Origin of the sequence: Nonomuraea sp. NPDC050733 (assembly GCF_040654215.1) — a bacterium.
In the GTDB taxonomy this organism is placed as follows: Bacteria; Actinomycetota; Actinomycetes; order Streptosporangiales; family Streptosporangiaceae; genus Nonomuraea.
Genome location: NZ_JBFAHO010000010.1, coordinates 185,749 through 207,138 on the forward strand (window position 1 = coordinate 185,749; position 21,390 = coordinate 207,138).

A 21,390-nucleotide genomic window follows, 5' to 3' on the forward strand; every position below is an offset into this window, starting at 1 on the left:
GTCACGCGCGCCGCCGGGCCGCAGTCCCGTGACGGGTGTCCCGGCAGTCAGCGGCCCGGGTCGAAGCGGCCGTCGATGACCGTCCAGCCGGCGTCCACCACCAGGTTGGCGCCCGTGACGTACGAGGCCGCGTCGCTGGCGAGGAAGGCCACCGCGGAGGCGACCTCGTCAGCGGTGCCCCACCGGCCGAACACCGTGTGCGCGTTGTACGCCTCCCTGGCCTCGACGTCGTCCCACAGCGGCCGGGTGAGCGGGGTGTCGATGACGCCCGGCGCGATGGTGTTGACCCGCACCCCCTGCGGGCCGACCTCCGTGGCCAGGCCACGCGCCATCTGCAGGATGGCGGCCTTGGTGGAGGCGTACACCCCCAGGCCGGGCTCGACCATCAGCCCTCGCATCGACGAGCAGGCGATGAGGCTGCCGCTCCCCTGCTCGGCCATGACCGCGCCGGCCTCCTTCAGGAAGAAGAACGTGCCCTTGAGGTTGAGGCCGACGATCCGGTCGAACTCCTCCTCGGTGTAGGCGGCCAGCCGCTTGCGGATGTTGATGCCGGGCGTGGTGACGCCGATGTCGAGGCTGCCGTACGCGGCGACGGTGGCGCGTACGGCGTCGGCGACCTGCTCGTGGGAGGCGAGGTCGGCGGCGAGCCCCTGGGCGGTGCCGCCCTCGGCCGTGATGGCCTTGGCCGTCGCCTCCGCGCCCGGCCCGTCGAGGTCGGCGCAGACGACGCTCGCCCCGAGACCGGCCAGCGTCTGGGCCGTGGCCTCGCCGATGCCGGACGCGGCGCCCATCACGAGGGCCGCCTTTCCCGTGAGGTCGAACAGGGCGCGGTACCGGTTGGTCATGGTGGTGTCTCCAGTGGTGTGATCGGTGTTCAGGGGAGCATCCAGCCCAGGACCGGGGTGGACTGGAGGAAGACGAGCAGGGAGATGGCGAGCAGCAGCGCGAGACTGTAGCCGATGACCTTACGGAAGACGTCGCCCTCCTTGCCCTGGAGGCCGACCACCGCGGCGGCGATGGCCAGGCTCTGCGGGGAGATCATCTTGCCGACGACGCCGCCCGAGGAGTTGGCCGCGGCCATGAGCTCGGGCAACAGCCCGGTCTGCTGGGCCGCGGTCACCTGGACGGCGCCGAACAGGGCGTTGGAGGAGTTGTCCGACCCGGTGATGGCCACGCCGATCCAGCCGATGACCGGCGAGAAGAACGCGAACAGCCCGCCGAGCGCGGCCACGCCGCGGCCGAGGGAGCCGGTCTGCCCGGACAGGTTCATGACGTACGCGAGGGCGAGCACGCAGAGCACGCACACGATGGTCCAGGTGAGCTGCCTGACCGTGGCCGCGTAGGCGCGGGCCGACCGGCCGGGCGACACCCCCAGCACCACGGACGACGTCGCGGCGGCGGTCACGCCCGGCGCGCTCCAGCAGGGCGGCCTCCTCCTCGGCGCTGCCGGTGCCCGAGCCGCCCGCCATCACGGGCGGGGCGGCGACGGTCAGCGCCTCGCGGGGCCGCCACACGCGCAGGAACGCGACGAGGAACACCGCGCAGGACAACGCGGCCCCGATGTCGGCCAGCTCGACCGAGATGTAGTTGGAGAAGACGAACTGCCCGGCGCCGAAGGCGGCCCCGGCGACGAGCGCGGCCGGCCAGACGGCCCGCACCCCGCGGCGGCCGTCCACGAGGAACACCAGCACGAGCGGCACGAACACGGCGACGACCGAGGTCTGCCGGCCGGCGATCGCGCCGAGCGTCTCGAAGTCCAGCCCGGTCACCTTGGACAGGGTGGTGATGGGCACCGACAGCGCGCCGAACGCGACCGGGGCGGTGTTGGCCACCAGGGAGGCCACGGCGGCGCGGAAGGGCCGCAGGCCGAGCGCGACGAGCATGACGGCGCTGATCGCGACCGGCGTCCCCGCTCCGGCCAGCGCCTCCAGCAGCGCGCCGAAGGCGAAGGCGATGATGATGACCTGGATCCGCTGGTCGTCGCTCACCCCGGCGAAGGAGCGGCGCAGCACCGCGAAGTGACCGGTCGTCTCGGTCAGCTTGAAGATCCACAACGCGTTGACGAGGATCCAGATGACGGTGAGGAAACTGGAGGCGGCCCCGTAGCCGGCGGCGCTCACGGTCTGCGTGAGCGGCATGCCGTACACGGCGAAGGCGATGAGCGCGGCCACGACCAGGGACGTCAGGCCCGCCCAGTGCGCCTTCCAGCGCAAGGCGCCGAGCAGGACGAACAGGACGACGAGCGGCAGTGCGGCGACGAGGGCGGACAGCCCGAGCTGCCCGAGGACGGGGTCGAAGATCTGCTGGTACATGGGCAACCCCTCGAAGGGATGGGGTCGGCCGTGACCGCCCGAGGGCACGCGAAGGAGACCTCGGGACGGCCGGGGCCGGCGGGGATGGAGAGCGGGGAGGGTGTGGGCGGCAATCCCCCGATGCCGCGGGTGACAGAGAGGAGGGTGACGGGGAGCCCGGCGGCTCAGGCGGTGACGATCGAGGCGTCCTCCCCCAGCAGCGCGAGGACGACGGCCGTGTCGAGCAGCAGAGCGGGGATGAGGCGGGTGCGGAACAGCGCGAGCACGGCCGCGACCTCCTCGGCGTCCTCGGTCTCGATCACCGGTACGGGCAGGGTGGCGGCAGCGGCGGCGGCCCTGGCGAGCACCTGGTCGCGCGCCGCGGCGTACGCGTCCCCGCGGGCGAGCGGCCCGAGCCGCTCCCACACCCCGAGCATGAGGCCGGGCCAGGTGCCGAGCGCGCGGTAGTAACTCAGCACCCGGGGATGGTCGTGCAGGGCGCGGATCTCCTGGTAGGCGCGGGCCAGATCCGCCCCCGGCTCCGAGGCGTCCGGCGCGATGGAGATCGCCTCGGACGGCACGCCGCGCGGGCCGGGACCCTCCACCGGCGTCCGGCCGTCGAGGGCGAGCGAGGCGGGCGCCCCCACGGTGATCCCCCGGTACCAGCAGGAGGCCAGCAGCAGCAGCTCGGGCAGCAGCCGGTGGAAGGTGACCGTGTAGCGCCGGACCCGGTCGAGGTCGGCGTCCGCGGCGAGCAGCGCCGGGTCGGGGCCGGGCAGCAGCCCGACGGGCACCCCGAGCCCGGCCGCCGCCCGCCTGAACTCCGGCGAGCCGATGACCGGCTTGAACCGGTCCCAGGCCGGGACGAGGTAGCCGGGGTAGTTGGCCAGCGCCTGGAAGACGGGGCTGACGAACGGGACGCCGAGGTACCCGGGCACCTCCCCGATCACCCGGGCGGCCTCGCCGCTCAGCTCCGGCTTGGCGGGCAGTGACGGCAGCAGCACGGCGCCGCGGGCGGCGTCGGCCCGCTCGGTCGTGATGACGGGCTCGCTGGTCGGCTCGCCGGCCACCGTCCGGCGGATCCGCGGGGGGTTCGTGTCGCGCGGCGGCGGGGGGAGCTGGTCCTCGGGGCTGTCCTGGTACGCCACCGGGCGCAGGAAGCGGTCGGCGGGGGTAGCGCCGGTGAACGTGCGGGGGTCGCTGGAGGAGTCGCTGCCAGGCTGCATGCAACGTAGAGTACAAACTTGGATCCAACGCATCAAGGGGGCGTTACCTGCGGATTTCGCGCGGATCATCGAAACGGCGCGGCCGGGTGAGGCTTTTCCGGCCCCCATGACGGCCGGCCCTTGGGCAGGCAGTTCACCTCTGGGAGAGTTCGCCTCTGGGCCAGCCGACCCTGGCCGCGTCCTCCTGGGACAGCGCCCTCCAGGGACAGCGCCCTCCTAGGACAGGTAGAGGCCGGCGGGCATGCGCAGGGCGTCGAGGCGACGGCTCGCCGCGGCCTGGACGTCCTCGACGTGCGTGCGCGCCTCGCGCTCGGCGCTCTCGCGGTCGCGGCGCAGCAGGGCCGCGACGATGCGCTTGTGGCCCTCCACGCAGGTGACGACCTCGTCGCCGGTGAAGACGGCGGCCATGTTGTACGTGACGCCGAAGTCGCGGTTGCGCAGCCACTCGCCGAGCAGCCGCCCGTTGCCCGACGCCTGGACGATGGCGTGGTGGAAGTCGCGGTTCATGCGGCCCAGCTCGGCGCGGGGACGGCGCTCGTACTCCTCCACCGGGGCGTCGTAGAACGCGGCGATGCGGGCGAGCTGCTCCTCGGAGGCGCGCACGGCGGCCAGGCCGGTCGCCATGGACTCCAGGGCGCAGCGCACCTCGTAGATCTCGCGGATCTCGTCGGGCGTGTGCTCACGCACCACCCAGCCCTGGCGTTCGCGGACCACGAGCCCCTGGTCGGCCAGGCGCATCAGCGCGACGCGGACCGGCGTGCGGCTGCTGCTGAGACGGGCGGCGACCTCGTCCTCGGGCAGGCGCTGGTTGGGGCGGTAGACGCCTTCGAGGATCGCGGCGCGGATGTGCTCGTACGCCTGGTCGCCGAGGGACTCGCCGCTGCCGGCGCGCGGTCTTCTCCGTCGCGCAGCGGGCTCCTCCACGCGTGCCTTCCCAGGTCGCTCGGCCATCAGTCCTCCGGTCCGTCGCCCCGCGGGCCCTTCATGAAGATTCTTACAGACTGTATGCCGAACCCGGAACCCGCGCCAACGCGCCCGGCATGTACCGATCCGTCCTGGAGTGCGCCGGCGCGCTGGGCCGTACGGGCGCGCCGGCGCGCTGGTCGTACCGGCGCGCCGGCGCGCGGGCCGGTGAGGCAGTCGCCCCGCCGGACAGGCGGACCGCTCAGACAGGCGGGCCGCTCAGGCTCGCGGGCCGCTCAGGCTGGCGGGCCGCTCAGGCGCGGGCCATGACGACGCTCGCCGCGGTGTCCCCGTGCAGGCCGCGGCCGTCCGTGTGCCCCGCCAGGCCCTCGCGTACGGCCCGGTGCAGCGCCTCGCGATGGGCGGCGGCGTACGGTGCCACGGCCGAGAACCCGAACAGGCAGCACAGCGCGTCCGGCCCGCCCGGCAAGGTGACCGGCACCGTCCACTCGTGCCGCTCGACCTCGGTGAACCCGGCCTCCTCCACCAGGGCGGCGACCTCTTCCCCCGCGAGCGACCACGGCTCCTCGAACAGCTCCGCCTGCTCCGCCCCGAGCACGGCGGCCACCGCGTCACGCAACGCGCGGAACAGCGGGTTGCGCGCCAGGGGCAGCCAGGTGACGACGGCGATCCGCGCGCCCGGCCGGGCGGCCCTGCGCATCTCCGCCAGTGCCGCCCGCCGGTCCGGGACGAACTGCAGCACCTGCTGCGCGGTGACGACGTCGAACGCCTCGTCGGACACGTGCAGCGGCGCGGCCCCGCACTCGACGTACTGGATCGGCGCTGACCGGACCTGCGCGGACCGGACCTGCGCGGACTCGACCCGCGCGGGCGGGGTCTGCACGAGCGTAGGCCGGATCGGCACGGAGGGACTCGACGCGGACGCGGGCCGGACCGGCGCGGGGTCCTCGCGGGCGAGTGTGAGCATGGCCGGGCTGGGGTCGGTGCCGACGACCGCACCCCGGGGGCCCACGGCCGCCGCCAGCACGCGTGCCACCGTCCCCGGACCGGTGCCGACGTCGAGCGCCCGTGCCCCGGGCGCGGGCGCCAGCGCGGCGACCAGCCGTTCCGCCCACGGGCCGAAGATCCCCGGCACCAGCACCTCCTGGTACGGCCGGGCCAGCTCCACGCCGCCCGCCTCGAACGCCGGCCCCGGCCCCGCGCCCCGGCCCGACCTGGTCGCCCGCTCCAGCGTCGCGGCCAGGTGGTCCACCTCGTCGGGCGCGTTGTAGAGGTAGAACGACGACCGGATGGCCGCGGGGATGCCGAAGCGGCTGCACGCGAGCTGGGCGCAGTGGTGGCCGGAGCGCACCGCGATGCCCGCCTCGTCGAGGTCGGTCCGCAGCCGCTGGAGCGGGACGCCGTCCACCACGAACGACAGCAGCGGCAGCCGGTCCACGCCGTCCGCCGGCCCGATGAACCGGATGCCGGGCACCCGCCCGAGCCGGTCCAGTGCGTACTCGACCAGGGCCTGGTCGTGCGCGGCGATCGCGTCCATGCCGATCTCGGTCAGGAAGTCGCAGGCCGCGCCCAGCCCGACGGCCTGCGCGACCGGCGGCGTGCCCGCCTCGAACTTGAGCGGCGGCGCGGCGTACCGCATGGCGTCGACGCTGACCGTCTCGATCATCTCGCCGCCGCCGAGGAACGGCGGCAGCGCCTCCAGCAGCTCGTGCCTGCCCCACAGCACGCCGATCCCGGTCGGCCCGCACATCTTGTGCCCGGAGAACGCCACGAAGTCCGCGCCCAGCGCGGCCACGTCCACCGGGAGGTGCGGCACCGACTGCGCCGCGTCCACCACCAGCAGGGCGCCGACCTCGGCGGCGCGGGCGGCGATGGGCGCGATCGGGTTGACGGTGCCGAGGATGTTGGAGGCGTGCACGACCGCCACCACCCTCGTCCGCTCGGTCACCACGTCGGCCAGGCGGGACAGGTCGAGGCGGCCGTCGTCGGTGATGCCCAGGTAGCGCACGGTGGCGCCGGCCCGCTCGGCGAGCAGCCGCCACGGGATGAGGTTGGAGTGGTGCTCCATCTCGGTCAGCACGATCTCGTCGCCGGGGCCGACGCGGAGCCCTTCGCCGGCCCACATCAGGGAGTTCGCCAGGAGGTTGACGGCCTCGGTGGCGTTCTTGGTGAAGACGATCTCCTCGGGGCGGGACGCGCCGACGAAGGCGGCCACGGTACGGCGGGCCCCCTCGTACAGCTCCGTCGCCTCGACGGCCAGGCGGTAGACGCCGCGGTGGACGTTGGCGTTGGCGCGCGTGTAGTAGTGGGCCAGGGCGTCGAGCACCGCGGCGGGTTTCTGCGTGGTGGCGGCGCTGTCGAGGTAGACGGGTGGGCGGGAGCCGTCAGCGGGTGTCTCGAAGAACGGGAATGCCTTCCGAATCGACTCGACGTCGATCGCCATCGTGGCCTCCTCTGCCGTGCGGTGTAGCGGCAGTGTCGCCCGCTCCGGCGGGGGCGGACCCAACTGGAGTTGCGCCACCTGGAGCCCACGATGTCCTCCGTACGATAGCCGGGTTCCGGCCGCAGGTGCGGTGCCGGCGGGCGGCAGGAAACGGCCGCCGTTTCTGGCCGTCGGCCCGTTCGTGATCTGGCGCCTAACCTGGCCGCATGGCCGGCGATTACTTGGTCGACGGAGCGCGGATCATGGCCATGCGCCGTGCGCGCGGTCTGTCCCGGCGGGTCCTGGCCGACCTCGTGGGGTGCAGCGAGGAGTGGCTGCGACTCGTCGAGAAGGGGGTGCGGCCGCTGGACCGGCTGTCCACCCTCATGCGCATCGCCGGTGTCCTGCGGGTCGTGGACATGTCGGAGCTGGTCGGCGGCCCCATCGCGCTGCCCGCCGTGTCAGGGCCGGCCGTGTCGGGGTCCGCCATGTCGGGGCGCTCCATGGCCGGGCCCGGCGGGCACGCGGGCGGGCGCGCCGGGCCCGGCGGGCACGCGGGCGGGCGCTACGGCGGGGCGGACGAGATGGGGCTCGCGCTGCTGTTCCCCCGCCGTCCCGCGGACGGCGAGGCGGCCGCGAGCGTCCACCGGGTTCGCCGGCACGTGACGGCGGCCTGGGAGGTGTGGCGGCGCTCGCCGCGCCGCTACACGGAGCTGCGCCGCGACCTGCCCGGCCTGCTGCTCATGGCGGACACCACAGCCCGCCGCGAACCCGACCCGGCCCAGGCCCAGGCGGAGGTTCAAGCTGAGGCCCAAGCTGGGGCCCCCGCCCAGGACCAGGCGGAGGCGGGGGTGGAGCTGGGGCGGGTGTACCGGCTGTTCGCGACCGTGCTGCGGGGGTGCGGGGAGCACGCGCTGGCCCTGCTGGCGGCGGACCGGGCGGTGTCGGCCGCGCCGGGCGACCCCTCGGCCGTGGCGCTGGCGCGGGCGGAGACGGCCGAGGCCCTGGTGCGGCTGGGCCGCCCGGCCGACGCCCGCCGCGTCGCCCTGACGGCCGCCGACCTCGCCGCCGAGGCGCCAGGACCGCCCCGCACGGGCGCGACCCGTACGGAGGATGCACCGGCGTCGGCCGCCGGGGCGTGCCTGCTCGCGGCGGCGCTCGCCGCCGCGGCGGAGAGCGACGTGCTGGGCGCCGAGGAGCTGCTGAACCGCGCCCGCAGGCTCGCCGGCCGGCTCGGCGAGGACCGCGACGCCTTCCTGGTGGAGCTGGACCTGCGCGCCGCCTCGGCCGCCGTCCGGGTGGGCCGCCACCGCCAGGCCCTGCGGCTGGCGGAGGGCATCGATCCGGCCCGCCTGTCCACGCGGGACCACCGGGTCCGGCACCTCCTCACGCTGGCGACCGCCCACGCCGGGGACCGCGACCCGCGCGCCGCCGCCGCCCTGCTCCGCAAGGTCGCGGAGACCAGCCCGGAGGAGCTGAAGCACGGCGCGCGGGCGGTGCGGCTGCTGGCGGAGCTTCGGCTCCTCGACTGCGCCACCACCCAGGGCGAGCTCCGCGAGCTCCGCGAGCTCACCCGCCTCACCGCCTGACCGGCCCGGAATGCCTGCGAAAGCGAAGGGCGCCGCGAGCCGCGGCGCCCTTCGTTCCTCAGGGCCTCAGTAGCGTTCGGCGGCTCCCGAGTTGATCTCGATGAGCCCCAGTGTGGCGTTCTGGTACGCCGTGATGTCGCTCCCGGGCGGCCCGGTCAGCACGGTCCGGGAGTGACGGGCGGCGGCGCCGACCGTGTGCACCCCGAGCCGGTCCAGGATGAAGGTGCGCACCGCCGTGGCCGCGTTGACGCGCCGGCTGCCCAGGTTGAGGTACGCGCCCAGCAGCTCGGCCCGCAGCGCGCGCGGCTGCGGCAGCGGCGGCATGAGCGCGGCCGACACCTCCTGCTGTGAGAGCCGCCCGTCCGGCGCGGAGCCGTCGGCCCCGTCGAAGCGGGTGTCGGTGGCCTGCACCCGGGCCAGCAGCTCGGGCGTCCGCAGCGAGGTCAGCACCGCCCACACCGTGGACGGCCGCGGGTCACGGCTCGGCGTCACCTCGGTGACCGTCGAGGTGGCCGAGGCCGTCACCGGGGCGTACGAGCAGCCGTTCGCGTTGACGTACACGACCTTGGCCTGTCCGGTCTGCGCCGTGCCGCCGGTGACGAGCAGGCTGGAGCGGGTGGTGAACCGCACAACCGTCGTCGCCCCCGGCTCCACCGGGCCGAGCCGCCAGGTCAGCGTGCCCCCGGAGACCTCGTCCGGCCGGGGCCCGCTCCCCTGGTCGAGGGCGGTGCTGTAGTACACCTCGCCGGGCAGGGTGTAGGTGAGCGTGACGCCGGTGGCGGCGGCGCCGCCGGTGTTGCGGACGGTCAGGGTGGTGGTCGCGGCCTCCCCGGCGTTGGCGGTCGGGGTCGCGGTCGCGGCCAGCGTGAGTCGCGGCGCTCTGACAGTGCTGCGCGCCGTGCTCGTGTTGTCGGACGTGTCGGCCTCGGGCCCGCCGGCCAGGTTCTGCGCCTGCACGGTGGCGGTGTTCGTCAGGGACGAGCCGTCGTCGGCCGTGCAGGGGACGAGATAGGCGAACGTCTCGGTGTGGTCCGCGCCGGGGGCGAGGGTCGTCCGCCGCCGCTCGGCCGTGGTGCCGTCCGGGAAGGTGTCGATCACCCGTACGGCCGCCGCGGTCCCCCGGCCCTCGTTGTGCACCCGCACGGTGTAGGTGAGGGTGTCGCCGGGCAGCGCCTCGGCCTTGTCCACAGTCTTGGCCGCGGTGACGTCCGGGTCGTAGAAGTCACGCAGGGCCAGCTCGGCGCCGAGCACGGCCGGGAACGCGATCTCGGTGCCCGACGGCGAGGACGCCGCCGCGCCCGCGTCCTTGGAGCCCACCGCGCGGTACTTGAGGGTCCCCCAGTCGTCGTGGCCGGTCAGGATGGTGGCGCGGCCGGTGTCGCCGGGCGCGGGCGCCGTGTTGCAGGCGTCGCCGCCGTTGAGGATGGCGTCGCCGACGTTCTCGTCGTTGCCGGAGGGCATCGTGGTCAGGACGCCGTCCGTGCCGGCGAGGACGCAGACGTCGTCGTCGGAGTTGACGTCGGCCGCGACGGGAGCGGGGTCGATCGCCGGAGTGCCGGCCACGACGTTGTCGTTCCAGTTCAGCGCGCCGGTGCCGGGACCGAACAGCTGGTTCCCTCCGGGGAGCCGCCAGCGGGTGAGGTCCTCGCCGTCGGCGATGCCGTTCGCCTCCATGAGCGCGGTCCTGTCGAGCGCGGCCAGCGACCGGCGCGAGTAGTCGAGGCGGCGCGGCAGCGGCTCGGGGCCCGTGGGGATGCCGATGGGGTCGAAGGCGTAGTTCATGACGCTGAGGTAGTTGGGCTTGAAGTTGGTGCGGTCCGTGCCTCCGTGCGGGAGGCCGAGGGCGTGGCCGAGCTCGTGCATGATGCTGCCGGACTGGTCGCGTACGGTCCCCACGTCCGCGTCGGCGGCCCCGGCGCCCTTCTTGAGGATCTGCCGGTCGTCGGTGCCCGGCTTGACCTCGGTGTCGCAGGCGCGATCGGTGCCGACGAGCACGTCGTCGCCCATCTTCACGTCGGTGGAGGCGGGTGTCGTGTCGAGCGTGCCGTTGTCACCGGGGGCGACGCAGACCGTGCGCCAGCCGCCGAGGGTGACGATGAAGTCCTTGCCTCCGCGGTTCGTCTCGCAGCAGCGGCCGGAGCTCAGCCCGCCGGCCGTGAGCTGGTGGCCGAAGATCGCGTAGTGGGCGTACGGGGCGAGCAGCGGGCTGAAGTTCGCGTTGCGGGCGGCGCGGTAGGCCGCGTCCAGGCCCATGACGGTCTGCTCGGGGATCGGCTTGCCCGCCACGTGCACGAAGTCGACGCCCTGCGTGGTGGTGAAGCCGGGATACGGGCACGGTGACACGGGATCGACCGGCCCGTCCTCGAAGGCCCGCTCGACCTCCTCGATCGCCGCGTCCTTCGGCTGGTGGCTGTGCCCGTCGGCGGCGCCGGTCATGAAGTCGATCTGCGCGACGACCGTCTTGCGGCAGGGGTTCGCGCCCATGGCCTTGAGGTCGTACTTCATCGAGCCGTCCTTGTCGCGCACGCCGAACCGCTCGATGACGTCGTAGATGCCGTCACCGTCGATGTCGGGCAGCGGGTCAGCCGCTCGATCTTGATGCCGACGGTGATGGCGACGCCGTCGTTGGTGTCGGGGAAGTTCGGGTCGCCGTCACCGGTGATGCGCTCCTGGCCGGGGGTGATGAGGTCGCCGGGGGCGGTCCAGGTGTCGGTGCCGATGTCGTACTGGAGGTCGAGGTCGTCGTCCTGGTTCTGCGGGCTGATGTCCATGTGGTCGTCGCCGAAGTTGGTGCCGTCGTCGTAGTCCCACAGCCGCACCAGGACCGGCACGGTGGTCCTGTCGTCGGGCACCTGCACGTCCTGGGTGAAGACCCACGGGTCGGGGAAGTTGCTCGGGTCGAACACGTCGTCCTGGACGTACGGCTTCCGCAGCAGGGGGCCGTCGCCGATGCGGATCTCGGGGAAGTAGTCGCCGTCGCCGCCGTCGTCGTCGGGGTTCTCGCCCTGCTGGATCCAGGTGATGGAGAGCTTCAGCCGGACGTCGGTCGCGGCCTTGGCCGGCGCGGCCACGGCGGCCAGCGCGGCCGTGACGAGCAGCAGCGCGGCGAGGACCGCGAGCGCTCTGGCCCGGACCGTCCCGCCGGAGTGAGGATGCATGACAATTCCCCCTGCCATTGATGTGACTGTGGCAAGGATTTAGAAGGGGAAGTTCCGGCGCATGAGTAGCCCTCTCCTCGGATGAGGCTTTGCCGGGAATTGGGGCGGTGCCGGGATATCCCGCACCGTACTGGTCAGAGCACCGACTTGACCCTCCAGATGAGGGCCGCTCCCAGCGCGGAGACGAGCGCCGAGGCCAGGTAGAGGCCGGGGTAGCCGCCGAGGTGGGTGATGAACCCGCCGACCTTGCCCGTGGGGTCGATGCCGGCGATCTGCTGCGGCATCAGGAACGTGCTCGGCGATTGGGAGGCGATCTGGGCGCCGAACCCGGCGACCACGTAGGCGACGATCCAACCGGGGCCCACGCGTCGCGTGGGGGTGAGCAAGGGCATGGACATCGACCGGCTTCCCTGCTGGTGGACGGAGGGCGTGACACGGTGAAGATGAGGTGTGCTCGTGATCAACCGTATTCGATCATGGTCTTCGCCCGGATCACAACCGCTGGGAACGCGCGGACGCCCACCCCTGGGATCGGGGTGGGCGCGGGCCTGCCGGGGATCTACTTCAGGATGGGGTGGCGCCGGACGAGGGGCAGGGCGCCCAGGCCGAGGGTGGCGCCGGCGCCGGTCAGGGCCAGGCCGGCCAGCACGATGGCGTACACGATGTGCTCGTCCATGAAGGGGTTGGTGGTGAGGGGCAGCTCCGCGGCCCACATCAGGGCCAGCATCAGGCCGCCGGCGACGGCCGCGATCCGGGTGCCGGCTCCCAGGACCAGGGCCAGGCCGATGCCGAGCAGCCCGGTCATGAACAGCCAGTCCACCCACGCCTGACCGGCCAGCGCGGAGAACAGCCCGCCGAGCGCGTTCTCGCCGGCGCCCTTGAGGAAGCCGGTGGTCGGGCTGCCGCCCGCGGTCCACGCCTTGACGGCGGGCGTGGCGAAGCCCCAGCCGAAGGTCTTGTCCAGGAACGCCCACAGGAACACCCAGCCGATCGAGATCCGGGCGGCGGCCCAGACGTAGTCGACCGGGTGGCGCGCCGTCCCGGCCGTGGGGGCGTGAGCGGCGGTGCGGGGGAGGGTGGCGGCCATGACGGCCTCCTTTTCGTTACCGGGTCGGGGGGATCTCTTGCGCAGTTCAAGAACACCGCGTCCGCCGCTCGGGGAGCAGAGCCGGAAGGACCCGTTCACCGGGACCTTCCAGCCCGGCACGATGGGACTTTCGGCCCTGGAGCGCCTCCCCCGCTGCGCCCTGCGCCGCCGCGCCCGTCGGCACCATGGCCGGAATCGTGCCGTACGAAGGGAATCTTCCCAGGTCGGAGCGGGCATCAAGCCTGCGGCCGGAGGTGACGCCCACCGCCGCCGCCCGGACCGCGCCGGCGAAGGTCCGCGGTGTCCGGCCAGGCCCACGAGCATCGGGCGGGGAGGGACGGGTAGCCATGCTGGTCCGGGAGGTCATGTCGAGCCCCGCCGTGACGGTCGAGCGCACCACGTCGATCCGCCGGGCCATCCGGCTGCTGCACGGCCACGACATCGCCGCCGCCCCCGTCCTCGACGACACGGGCCGGTTGGTCGGCCTCGTGTCCGAGCTGGACCTGCTGCGCGGTGAGTTCCAGCCCGGCCCGGGGACGACCGCCCGCCCCTTCCCGGCCGCCTCCGCGCCGCCGCCCGGCGAGGTGTGGCAGGTCATGACCCACGCGGTGATCACCGTGACGGAGACGACGGACGTGACCACGGCCATCGACCTCCTGGTGGGCAAGCAGATCAAGAGCCTGCCCGTGCTCGCCGGCCAGGAGGTGGTGGGCATGGTAGGTTGCCGCGACCTCATGGGCGTACTCGCCCGCCCCGACGAGGAGCTGTGCGAGGAGGTGGTGGCCGCCCTGCGTGACCACTACCCGCACGGCCCCTTCTGGGAGGTGACCGTGCGCGACGGCGTCGCCGAGCTGCGCCCGGCGGCCGAGCCGCCACCGGCGCCAGGTGACGTGCCCGGCGCGGGATCGGACGACGCGCTCGCCGAGCACGTCACGGACGTGCTGGCCCGCACCGTGCCCGGTGTCGTCCGGGTGAGACATCTCAGGTGATCGGGAGTGGGCGGGCCGCGCTCAGCCTGCCCACCGGAGGGGCGCGGCCCCCTGAACGGGACGGCGCTCACACGGGCGTCTCCTGGGCGAGCGCCCGCTGAAGGCGCTCCATCAGGTCCTCGCGGTCGACGCCCGCCAGGGCCAGTGCCCGTGGCACCGTGCCGGCCTCGGCCCGCAGGATGCCCAGCAGCAGGTGGCCGGGGCGCAGGTCCTTCTTGCGGGAGACGCACGTGAAGCCGCGCTCCAGCGCCAGCTTCGCCGACGCCCCGAGCTGCGACGGGCGCTCGGCAGGGCGGGAGGGCTGGGGCAGGCGCCCGAAGGCGGCCGGTGACACGCCGGCCGCGCCCAGGCTGTGCTCGTACTCCTTGTCCAGCGCCTCCCGGATCGCCCGGTGGTCGAGCCCGGCGGAGGCCAGGGCCTCGTGGACGACGGCGTCGCGGCCGGCGGCGTCGCGCTCGGCGGCGAGGCCCAGCAGCAGGTGCCGGGCCTCGATGGCCGCCGATCCGTCCTCGCGGGCCTCGTCGGCTCCGCGCTCGATGATCGTGTTGATGTAGTGGTCGATGGGGGCCATCGTCAGCGTCTCCTCAGCCGGACGCCCGCGGCGATGAGCCGCTTGGCGTGCTTCTTGTGGACCGCCTGCCGCGTCACGCCGAGCGCTTCGGCGACCCGCGGCCAGCCCCAGCCCGCCCGCATGGCCTGCTCGGCGGCGGCGGCGTCCTCTGGCTGGTCGGCCAGCCGCCGCAACGCGGCCACGGCCGCCGGCGCGTCGGCGGGATCCTGCGGGGCCGGGATGTCGGGGAGTTCAGGTGCGGCCATGCGAGCAACCTTAGTTGACTAAATTCGGGTTAGTCAACTCTGGTTGCTAAGAGGGCGCGCCCACAAGGTGACGGCTCACGCCGTCGGCCACGGCCTCTCAGCGGGCGCGCACGACGGCCACGGGGCAGTCCGCGTGGTGCAGGATGCCGCGGCTGACGGAGCCGACGAGCGTCGAGGCCAGCGCGCCGTGCCCGTGCGAGCCGACCACGAGCAGGTCGCTCTCGGTCGACGCCTGGCGCAGCGCGTCCACCGGGTGCGCCGCCCGGACGTCCTCCTCGACCGTGACCTGCGGGTACTCCTTCTTGAACCGTTCGAGACGGTCGGTGACGATCTGGTGCGCGGCCTCGCGGATCGCGTCCATGTCGTTCGGGCACGGCGCGAACGCGTAGACGGGCATGTACCAGGCGTAGACGGCGCGGATGGCGCAGCCGCGCAGCCTGGCCTGCTCGAACGCGTACGCCAGGGCGGGCTCGCACTCGGGCGAGTCGTCCACGCCGGCCCCGATCCGGTCGTGCCGCCGGTCGGTCTCGCCGCGTACGACGACGACGGGGCAGCGGACCTGGCCGGCGACGTGGACGCTGACCGATCCCAGCAGCGCGCCCGCGAACCCGCCGAGCCCCCTGTTGCCGACGACGAGCTCGGCGGCGCCGGCCGCCTCGTCGCGCAGCACGATCGCGGGCGGCCCCTCGACGAGCCGCGTGCTCGTCTCGACGGACGGCTGCCGCTCGCGTGCCACCGCGAGCGCCTCGGCCAGCGCCTGCTCCCCGCCCCGCATGAGCGCGTCGGGCCACTGGGCGGCGGGGAACTTCGCGATCTGGTACGGCGAGCGGTCCACGGCGTGCACGACGCGCAGCGGCTGGTGCATGCGCAGGGCGTCGTCCGCCGCCCACTCGACGGCCGCGCGCGAGTGCGGCGAGCCGTCGACACCTACGATGATCATGGTTGCCTCCCGGTCCACTTCCATCCCACGGGAAAGCGCCGCCGGACGGCAGGGCCGTTGGTCCCGACCGGCGAGGCCGAACGGCAGTCGGAGGCCGCGCCCCGCCAGAGCCCGCCGCGTCGAGCTGGGGCGATTCGGCGGCGTCGCGCGGGGCACGCCTCCCAGGGAGGGGTGCCCGGCGCGACGAGAGCGCGACGAGAGCCGCGACGAGACGGGCAGGGGACGCGAGGCGAGGAGGCGGCGATGAACGCCAAGCAGTGGACCGTGCAGATCTACATCAGCGAGGACGAGAGCGACCAGCAGACGCTCGCGCGGGCCGTCCTGTCGGCGCGCGGCACGAGGTGGCACGAGAGCGTGGGCGTGGCCCGGCGCAACCCGGCCGACCGTCCGGTCCCGGAGATCGGCGACGAGCTGGCCGCCGGCCGCGCCCTGATGGACCTGGCCGACAAGCTCCTGGGCGACGCCGCCCGGGACGTCGCGGACCTGGGAGGCCCCGCCCAGGTCCGGTGAGCACCGGCCCGGCCCGTCACGACCGGCCGTCACGGGCGGCCTGTCACGATCGGCCCGTCACGGCTGGTAGGGCGGCAGGCCGAGGCGCTCGCGGATGGTGCGCTGGATGGTGGCCTTGTCGCCGCGGGCGTCCACGCTCGTGACGTACTCCTTGCCGCGGAACAGCTCCAGCACCGGGTCCGTCTTGTCGTGGTAGTCGCGCAGCCGCCGGGCCAGTGCCTCCGGCGTGTCGTCCTCGCGGGCGACCAGCTCGCCGCCGCACACGTCGCACCGGCCCTCGGTCTCGGGGCGGTGGGCGATGAGGTTGTAGTCCATGCCGCAGCGCGAGCAGAGGCGCCGGGCCAGCACGCGCCGCCGCACCTCCTCGTCCGGCAGGTCGAGGTGGATCACGCCGTCGATGTCGTAGCTCTCCAGGAAGAACTCGGCCTGCCGCCGGTTGCGCGGGAAACCGTCCACGACGAACCCGTAGTTCCAGTCGTGCTGCTGGAGGCGTTCGCGGACGACGTCCTCGACCAGGTCGTCGCCGACCAGCTCACCAGCGGCGACGACGCGGCGGACCTGGGCCCCGATCTTGGTGTGCTGCTTGACGTGCCACCGGAAGATCTCGCCGACGTTGATATGGGTGAGGTCGAGGCCGTCCGCGAGCAGCTTGCTCTGGGTGCCCTTGCCACTCCCCTGAACGCCCATGATCACATATTTGCGCATGTCCCATTGTCGGTCCCAGCGGGCCACGGGCGGGTCGCAGGGGGCGGACGGCGCGTCGTGTGGACAGAGGAACGTTGACAGGCGTACCAACCAAGCGCATGCTTCATGCTGTGACGGGGGCCACATCCCCGGCCCGTTCGCAGCGTTCGCACCGGCGCGAGGTGCCATCGCGGTTGTTCCTCCGGCCGCCGCCGGCGAGCTCTCCGCCGTCGCGGCGCACGCACGTCGAAGGGATCGGATCCTGCATGCCTGAGCTCAGCACGTCCGAGACTGTCCCCACGGCCCCGCCCTCCGGGCCCACCCGCCGCGCCCTGCTCCGGGGCGCCGCCCTGACCGGCGGCGCCCTCGTCGCCGGCGCCACCCTCGGCCGCCCCTCCCCCGCCTACGCGCAGGCGGAGTACGACGTCGTGGTCGTGGGATCCGGCGCGTCCGGCATGACCGCCGCGCTGACCGCCGCCAAGCGCGGCCTGAGCGTGGTCGTCGTGGAGAAGGCGCCGACCTTCGGCGGCTCGGCCGCCCGCTCCGGCGCCGGCATCTGGATCCCCAACAACGAGGTGATCCTGGCCGCCGGCGTGCCCGACACCCCGGCCAAGGCCGCCGCCTACCTCGCCCGCGTCGTGGGCGACACGGTGCCCGCCGCCCGGCAGCAGGCCTATCTCGCCAACGGTCCGGCCATGATCTCGTTCGTCATGCGCAACAGCCCACTGCGCTTCCGCTTCATGGAGGGCTACTCCGACTACTATCCCGAGTACCCCGGCGGCATGCCGAACGGCCGCTCCATCGAGCCCGACCAGCTCGACGGCCGCATCCTCGGCGCCGAGCTGGCCCGCCTCAACCCCTCCTACATCCCCACCCCGGCCGGTCTTGTCGTCTTCAGCGCCGACTACAAGTGGCTGACGCTGGCCGCCGTCAACCCCAAGGGCCTGGAGGTCAGCGCCGCCTGCCTGGCCCGCGGCACCGCGGCCGCGCTGCGCGGCGAGAAGCCCCTCACCATGGGCCAGGCCCTGGCCGGCGGGCTGCGCGCCGGGCTGCTCGCGGCCGGCGTCCCGGTCTGGCTCAACACCCCGCTCACGGACCTGCGCATCGAGAACGGCCGCGCCACCGGTGTGCTCGTCAACCGCGAGGGCACCCAGACGCTCGTCAAGGCGCGCCGCGGCGTGATCGTCGGCTCCGGCGGGTTCGAGCACAGCGCCGCCATGCGCGCGGAGTACCAGCGGCAGCCCATCGGCACGTCCTGGACGGTCGGCGCCCGGGAGAACACCGGCGACGGCATCGAGGCCGGCGAGCGTGCCGGCGCCGCCCTGGACCTCATGGAGGACGCCTGGTGGGGCCCGGCCATCCCGCTGCCCGGCGAGCCGTACTTCTGCCTGGCCGAGCGGACCCTGCCCGGCTGCATCCTGGTCAACGGCAAGGGCGAGCGCTTCGTCAACGAGGGGGCGCCGTACAGCGACGTCGTGCACATCATGTACGACCGCGACACCCCGTCCGCGCGGCACATCCCGGCCTGGCTGATCGTGGACCAGAACTACCGCAACAAGTACCTGTTCAAGGACGTCGCGCCGCTGCTGCCGTTCCCCGACTCCTGGTACGACAGCGGGGCCGTGTTCAAGGCGGCGACCGTCGAGCAGCTCGCCCAGAAGATCGGCGTCCCGCAGGCGGCGCTGCGCGCGACCGTCACCCGGTTCAACGGGTTCGCGGCCACGGGCAAGGACACCGACTTCCACCGCGGTGACAGCGTCTACGACCGCTACTACGCCGACCCGTACGTCAAGCCGAACCCCTGCCTCGCGGCGCTGTGGCTGCCGCCGTTCTACGCGTTCAAGATCGTCCCAGGCGACCTCGGCACCAAGGGCGGCATGCGCACGGACGCGCGGGCGCGCGTGCTGCGGGCCGACGGGTCCGTCATCGCCGGCCTGTACGCGGCGGGCAACGCCAGCGGCGCCGTCATGGGCCACAGCTACGCCGGGGCCGGCTCGACGCTGGGCCCGGCCATGACGTTCGGCTACGTGGCCGCGAACGACATCGCCTCCACCTGACCGGACAGGTTCCCCGGGCCCCGGCGCCGCCCGCCCCCCTCCAGCGGGCGGCGGCCGGCCCGGAGGCGGGTCAGTCGCCGGCGACCAGGCGCGCCGGGAACCCGCCCGTGGCGATGGGCCCCCAGCGGTCGATGTGCAGCCGGATGAGCGACTTGCCCTGCCGCTCCATCGCCGTCCGGTACTCGTCCCAGTCGGGGTGCTCGCCCGCGATGCACCGGTAGTACTCGACCAGCGCGTCCAGCGACTCCGGCAGGTCCAGCACCTCGGCCCGGCCGTCCACCTGGACGTACGGGCCGTTCCAGTCGTCGGACAGCACGCAGATCGACGCCCGCTCGTCACGGCGGGCGTTGCGGGCCTTGGCCCGGTCGGGGTAGGTCGAGACGACGATCCTGCCCTCGCCGTCCACGCCGCACGTCACCGGTGAGAGCTGGGGCCGCCCGTCGGCGCGGGTGGTCGCCAGCAGGCCGTGGTGCCTGGGGCGCAGGAACTCCAGCAGGTCGGGCAGGTCGACGCGGCGCGCGGTCGCGATGTTCGGAGCCATCCGGTGCCTCTCCCTCGTACGTGTCCGGGACGACGCCCAGGCTATCGGCCCGACCGTTACCCGAATCGCCGGCGGTTCCGGCCCGCCCGGCGAGCGGCGGCCGGTGCGGTGATGGTCACGGGAATCCCCGAGGGGGTCTGGGCGCCCGTGATACGCCTCAGCTCGGCCTCGCCCGAACGGACCTGGCTGGTCTGCGGGACGATGCCGGCGTCGGCCATCAGGCGGGTCATGTCACGGCGCTGGTTGGGCAGGACGAGGGTGACGACGCTGCCGGACTCGCCGGCGCGGGCGGTGCGGCCGCCGCGGTGCAGGTAGTCCTTGTGGTCGCTCGGCGGGTCGACGTTGACGACGAGGTCGAGGTTGTCGACGTGGATCCCGCGGGCCGCGACGTTGGTCGCCACCAGCACCGTGACGTGGCCGGTCTTGAACTGGGCGAGGGTCCGGGTGCGCTGCGGCTGGGACTTGCCCCCGTGCAGCGCGGCGGCGCGTACGCCGCTGTTCAGGAGGTTCTCGGTGAGCCGGTCCACGGCGTGCTTGGTGTCCAGGAACATGATCACCCGGCCGTCGCGAGCAGCGATCTCCACGGTGGTGGCATGCTTGTCGGCGCCTTGGACGTGCAGGACGTGGTGCTCCATCGTGGTGACCGCGCCCGCCGACGGGTCGACCGAATGGACCACCGGGTCGGTCAGGTAGCGGCGGACCAGCAGGTCGACGTTGCGGTCCAGAGTGGCGGAGAACAGCATCCGCTGGCCCCCGGGGCGCACCTGGTCGAGCAGGTGGGTGATCTGTGGCATGAAGCCCATGTCGGCCATCTGGTCGGCCTCGTCGAGCACCGTGATGGCGACCTGGTCCAGGCGGCAGTCGCCGCGCTCGATGAGGTCCCTGAGCCGTCCCGGGGTCGCGACGACGACCTCGGCTCCACCGCGCAGGTCACTGGCCTGCCGACCGATCGACATGCCGCCGACGACGGTGGCCAGCCGCAGCTTCAGTGACCGGGCGTACGGGGTGAGCGCGTCGGTGACCTGCTGGGCCAGCTCCCGAGTGGGAACGAGGATGAGGGCCAGCGGCTGCCGCGATTGGGCACGCTGTCCGGAGGTGCGGACGAGCAGGGCCAGGCCGAAGGCGAGTGTCTTGCCCGACCCGGTGCGCCCCCGCCCGAGGACGTCCCGGCCGGCCAGGGAGTTCGGCAACGTGGCCGCCTGGATCGGGAACGGCTCGTTCATGCCCAGGCTGGTGAGCGTCTTCATCAGCTCGGCCGGCATGTTCAGCTCGGCGAACGTCGCGGCTGCGGGCAGGGGCGGAGTGACGGTGACCGGCAGTGCGAACTCCCCCTTCAGCGCGGCGGGACGCCGCCCGTTACCACCGGAACGGCCGGAGGCGCCGGAACGGCCCCAAGCCGGCGAGCCGGATCGGCCGCCCCTGTTGGCGGAGCCGCCCGTGCGGCTGGGGGAGTAACGGTCGTGCGTGCGAGTCGCATGGTTCATGCGGAACCTTCCTCGATACGGCACGTGTCAAGTGATTCCCGGCGCGACGAGCGGCACGAAGAATGGCAGGCACGAGCCGAAGAAAAGACGAGCCGAGCCGGCGGAGAACAGCCTGGCCTCGGACGTCGAAATGGCCGGCATCCGATGCCGGTCAGAGGGGCTGGAGCGGACATGTGCCCGGACCGGAGCCGTCAGTGGTCGATCCGGTGTGCGGCGGAAGGACGGACATGCCGTTCTTCGCGGTTCGTGAGGCCGTCACGGCGCATCGGGTGCCACAAAAGCAACGCGGCCGGGGCCCATGCGGGCCCCAGCCGTGTCGTGCGTCGGTGTCAGGCGGGAACGATGTTCTCGGCCTGCGGGCCCTTCTGGCCCTGGGTGACGTCGAAGGTGACCTTCTGGCCCTCGTGCAGCTCGCGGTAGCCGCCCTGAGAGACGATGTTGGAGTAGTGCGCGAAGACGTCGGCGCCGCCGCCGTCCTGCTCGATGAAGCCGAAGCCCTTTTCCGCGTTGAACCACTTCACGGTGCCGGAAGCCATGTTGATCTCCTCTTGGTAGGTGCAAAGCCGGAACCCGCATCGGACGGATTCCGCGTCGCCGCGACAGGACCACACCCGGAGAAGACCGGAAAACAAAAATGCACCTGAGGTTACGTTCCGTCAGGTGCACACAAGT

At 73.5% G+C, this 21,390-nt stretch carries 20 protein-coding genes and 1 pseudogene; 4 read left to right on the forward strand and 17 right to left on the reverse strand.

What is annotated here, in order from left to right; all coding sequences use genetic code 11:
- Window positions 1-47: 47 nt before the first annotated feature.
- The 6 genes and pseudogenes from AB0H64_RS19560 to AB0H64_RS19585 form a co-directional block, all read right to left on the reverse strand.
- Window positions 48-845 (reverse strand): SDR family NAD(P)-dependent oxidoreductase, encoded by a 798-nt coding sequence (locus tag AB0H64_RS19560; RefSeq protein ID WP_357626117.1) that lies wholly within the window; start codon window positions 843-845, stop codon window positions 48-50.
- 29 nt (window positions 846-874) lie between these two features.
- Window positions 875-1,405, reverse strand: a complete 531-nt coding sequence (locus AB0H64_RS19565) for an L-lactate permease (protein ID WP_357626118.1) — start codon at window positions 1,403-1,405, stop codon at window positions 875-877.
- A 91-nt stretch (window positions 1,406-1,496) separates the two neighbouring features.
- Window positions 1,497-2,312, reverse strand: a pseudogene (locus AB0H64_RS19570) (L-lactate permease); the annotation flags it as partial.
- A gap of 164 nt (window positions 2,313-2,476) precedes the next feature.
- On the reverse strand, window positions 2,477-3,517 hold the full coding sequence (locus tag AB0H64_RS19575; RefSeq protein ID WP_357626120.1) for a halocarboxylic acid dehydrogenase DehI family protein: 1,041 nt from the start codon (window positions 3,515-3,517) through the stop codon (window positions 2,477-2,479).
- A 216-nt stretch (window positions 3,518-3,733) separates the two neighbouring features.
- Window positions 3,734-4,441 carry a GntR family transcriptional regulator gene (locus AB0H64_RS19580; protein WP_357626123.1) on the reverse strand — a complete coding sequence of 236 codons (708 nt, stop codon included), beginning with the start codon at window positions 4,439-4,441 and terminating at the stop codon, window positions 3,734-3,736.
- A gap of 292 nt (window positions 4,442-4,733) precedes the next feature.
- On the reverse strand, window positions 4,734-6,884 hold the full coding sequence (locus AB0H64_RS19585) for a SufS family cysteine desulfurase (protein WP_357626125.1): 2,151 nt from the start codon (window positions 6,882-6,884) through the stop codon (window positions 4,734-4,736).
- 206 nt (window positions 6,885-7,090) lie between these two features.
- Between AB0H64_RS19585 and AB0H64_RS19590 the strand changes: the two genes are divergently transcribed.
- Window positions 7,091-8,452 carry a helix-turn-helix transcriptional regulator gene (locus tag AB0H64_RS19590; RefSeq protein WP_357626128.1) on the forward strand — a complete coding sequence of 454 codons (1,362 nt, stop codon included), beginning with the start codon at window positions 7,091-7,093 and terminating at the stop codon, window positions 8,450-8,452.
- A gap of 66 nt (window positions 8,453-8,518) precedes the next feature.
- Here the strand turns inward: AB0H64_RS19590 and AB0H64_RS19595 are convergent, their stop codons facing one another.
- From AB0H64_RS19595 to AB0H64_RS19610, 4 genes are all read right to left on the reverse strand, one after another.
- Window positions 8,519-10,957 (reverse strand): CARDB domain-containing protein, encoded by a 2,439-nt coding sequence (locus AB0H64_RS19595; RefSeq protein ID WP_357626130.1) that lies wholly within the window; start codon window positions 10,955-10,957, stop codon window positions 8,519-8,521.
- On the reverse strand, window positions 10,954-11,610 hold the full coding sequence (locus AB0H64_RS19600; protein ID WP_357626133.1) for a hypothetical protein: 657 nt from the start codon (window positions 11,608-11,610) through the stop codon (window positions 10,954-10,956). The genes AB0H64_RS19595 and AB0H64_RS19600 overlap by 4 nt, the downstream gene beginning before the upstream one ends.
- Before the next feature lie 134 nt (window positions 11,611-11,744).
- On the reverse strand, window positions 11,745-12,008 hold the full coding sequence (locus tag AB0H64_RS19605; protein WP_357626136.1) for a hypothetical protein: 264 nt from the start codon (window positions 12,006-12,008) through the stop codon (window positions 11,745-11,747).
- A gap of 161 nt (window positions 12,009-12,169) precedes the next feature.
- On the reverse strand, window positions 12,170-12,697 hold the full coding sequence (locus AB0H64_RS19610) for a hypothetical protein (RefSeq protein ID WP_357626139.1): 528 nt from the start codon (window positions 12,695-12,697) through the stop codon (window positions 12,170-12,172).
- A gap of 347 nt (window positions 12,698-13,044) precedes the next feature.
- Between AB0H64_RS19610 and AB0H64_RS19615 the strand changes: the two genes are divergently transcribed.
- Entirely contained in the window at window positions 13,045-13,686 is a 642-nt protein-coding gene (locus AB0H64_RS19615) for a CBS domain-containing protein (protein ID WP_357626142.1), read from the forward strand.
- 67 nt (window positions 13,687-13,753) lie between these two features.
- Here the strand turns inward: AB0H64_RS19615 and AB0H64_RS19620 are convergent, their stop codons facing one another.
- The 3 genes from AB0H64_RS19620 to AB0H64_RS19630 all read right to left on the reverse strand — a co-directional run bounded on the left by AB0H64_RS19620 (window position 13,754) and on the right by AB0H64_RS19630 (window position 15,442).
- Window positions 13,754-14,257, reverse strand: coding sequence for a Clp protease N-terminal domain-containing protein (locus tag AB0H64_RS19620; protein ID WP_357626144.1), 504 nt, complete (start codon window positions 14,255-14,257; stop codon window positions 13,754-13,756).
- Window positions 14,258-14,259: 2 nt separating this feature from the next.
- A complete protein-coding gene (locus AB0H64_RS19625; RefSeq protein ID WP_357626147.1) occupies window positions 14,260-14,502 on the reverse strand; it encodes a hypothetical protein in 243 nt (80 codons plus the stop codon).
- Window positions 14,503-14,599: 97 nt separating this feature from the next.
- Window positions 14,600-15,442 carry a universal stress protein gene (locus AB0H64_RS19630; RefSeq protein WP_357626149.1) on the reverse strand — a complete coding sequence of 281 codons (843 nt, stop codon included), beginning with the start codon at window positions 15,440-15,442 and terminating at the stop codon, window positions 14,600-14,602.
- A 243-nt stretch (window positions 15,443-15,685) separates the two neighbouring features.
- Here AB0H64_RS19630 and AB0H64_RS19635 point away from each other — a divergent pair, with 243 nt between their 5' ends.
- The gene (locus tag AB0H64_RS19635) at window positions 15,686-15,952 is read left to right on the forward strand and encodes a DUF1876 domain-containing protein (protein ID WP_357626152.1); all 267 of its coding nucleotides are present in this window, start codon (window positions 15,686-15,688) and stop codon (window positions 15,950-15,952) included.
- A 57-nt stretch (window positions 15,953-16,009) separates the two neighbouring features.
- Here the strand turns inward: AB0H64_RS19635 and AB0H64_RS19640 are convergent, their stop codons facing one another.
- Window positions 16,010-16,639: a nucleoside monophosphate kinase gene (locus AB0H64_RS19640; RefSeq protein WP_357626155.1), complete on the reverse strand. Its 630-nt coding sequence runs from the start codon at window positions 16,637-16,639 to the stop codon at window positions 16,010-16,012.
- A gap of 263 nt (window positions 16,640-16,902) precedes the next feature.
- On the opposite strand from AB0H64_RS19640, the gene kstD reads away from it, so the two are divergent.
- Window positions 16,903-18,693, forward strand: a complete 1,791-nt coding sequence (gene kstD / locus AB0H64_RS19645) for a 3-oxosteroid 1-dehydrogenase (RefSeq protein WP_357626158.1) — start codon at window positions 16,903-16,905, stop codon at window positions 18,691-18,693.
- Window positions 18,694-18,763: 70 nt separating this feature from the next.
- Here the strand turns inward: kstD and AB0H64_RS19650 are convergent, their stop codons facing one another.
- The 3 genes from AB0H64_RS19650 to AB0H64_RS19660 all read right to left on the reverse strand — a co-directional run bounded on the left by AB0H64_RS19650 (window position 18,764) and on the right by AB0H64_RS19660 (window position 21,254).
- Entirely contained in the window at window positions 18,764-19,234 is a 471-nt protein-coding gene (locus tag AB0H64_RS19650; RefSeq protein WP_357626161.1) for a PPOX class F420-dependent oxidoreductase, read from the reverse strand.
- A gap of 56 nt (window positions 19,235-19,290) precedes the next feature.
- Window positions 19,291-20,718: a DEAD/DEAH box helicase gene (locus tag AB0H64_RS19655; protein ID WP_357626163.1), complete on the reverse strand. Its 1,428-nt coding sequence runs from the start codon at window positions 20,716-20,718 to the stop codon at window positions 19,291-19,293.
- A gap of 329 nt (window positions 20,719-21,047) precedes the next feature.
- Window positions 21,048-21,254, reverse strand: coding sequence for a cold-shock protein (locus AB0H64_RS19660; RefSeq protein WP_357626165.1), 207 nt, complete (start codon window positions 21,252-21,254; stop codon window positions 21,048-21,050).
- Between the last annotated feature and the right edge of the window lie 136 nt (window positions 21,255-21,390).

Excerpts from the sequence above, each read along its gene's own strand:
- AB0H64_RS19560 (WP_357626117.1), bottom strand. The coding sequence starts at position 845 with ATGACCAACCGGTACCGCGCCCTGTTCGACCTCACGGGAAAGGCGGCC.
- AB0H64_RS19575 (WP_357626120.1), bottom strand. The coding sequence starts at position 3,517 with ATGCAGCCTGGCAGCGACTCCTCCAGCGACCCCCGCACGTTCACCGGC.
- AB0H64_RS19585 (WP_357626125.1), bottom strand. The coding sequence starts at position 6,884 with ATGGCGATCGACGTCGAGTCGATTCGGAAGGCATTCCCGTTCTTCGAG.
- AB0H64_RS19590 (WP_357626128.1), top strand. The coding sequence starts at position 7,091 with ATGGCCGGCGATTACTTGGTCGACGGAGCGCGGATCATGGCCATGCGC.
- AB0H64_RS19595 (WP_357626130.1), bottom strand. The coding sequence starts at position 10,957 with ATGAAGTACGACCTCAAGGCCATGGGCGCGAACCCCTGCCGCAAGACG.
- AB0H64_RS19600 (WP_357626133.1), bottom strand. The coding sequence starts at position 11,610 with ATGCATCCTCACTCCGGCGGGACGGTCCGGGCCAGAGCGCTCGCGGTC.
- AB0H64_RS19605 (WP_357626136.1), bottom strand. The coding sequence starts at position 12,008 with ATGTCCATGCCCTTGCTCACCCCCACGCGACGCGTGGGCCCCGGTTGG.
- AB0H64_RS19610 (WP_357626139.1), bottom strand. The coding sequence starts at position 12,697 with ATGGCCGCCACCCTCCCCCGCACCGCCGCTCACGCCCCCACGGCCGGG.
- AB0H64_RS19615 (WP_357626142.1), top strand. The coding sequence starts at position 13,045 with ATGCTGGTCCGGGAGGTCATGTCGAGCCCCGCCGTGACGGTCGAGCGC.
- AB0H64_RS19620 (WP_357626144.1), bottom strand. The coding sequence starts at position 14,257 with ATGGCCCCCATCGACCACTACATCAACACGATCATCGAGCGCGGAGCC.
- AB0H64_RS19625 (WP_357626147.1), bottom strand. The coding sequence starts at position 14,502 with ATGGCCGCACCTGAACTCCCCGACATCCCGGCCCCGCAGGATCCCGCC.
- AB0H64_RS19630 (WP_357626149.1), bottom strand. The coding sequence starts at position 15,442 with ATGATCATCGTAGGTGTCGACGGCTCGCCGCACTCGCGCGCGGCCGTC.
- AB0H64_RS19635 (WP_357626152.1), top strand. The coding sequence starts at position 15,686 with ATGAACGCCAAGCAGTGGACCGTGCAGATCTACATCAGCGAGGACGAG.
- AB0H64_RS19640 (WP_357626155.1), bottom strand. The coding sequence starts at position 16,639 with ATGGGCGTTCAGGGGAGTGGCAAGGGCACCCAGAGCAAGCTGCTCGCG.
- kstD (WP_357626158.1), top strand. The coding sequence starts at position 16,903 with ATGCCTGAGCTCAGCACGTCCGAGACTGTCCCCACGGCCCCGCCCTCC.
- AB0H64_RS19650 (WP_357626161.1), bottom strand. The coding sequence starts at position 19,234 with ATGGCTCCGAACATCGCGACCGCGCGCCGCGTCGACCTGCCCGACCTG.
- AB0H64_RS19655 (WP_357626163.1), bottom strand. The coding sequence starts at position 20,718 with ATGAACCATGCGACTCGCACGCACGACCGTTACTCCCCCAGCCGCACG.
- AB0H64_RS19660 (WP_357626165.1), bottom strand. The coding sequence starts at position 21,254 with ATGGCTTCCGGCACCGTGAAGTGGTTCAACGCGGAAAAGGGCTTCGGC.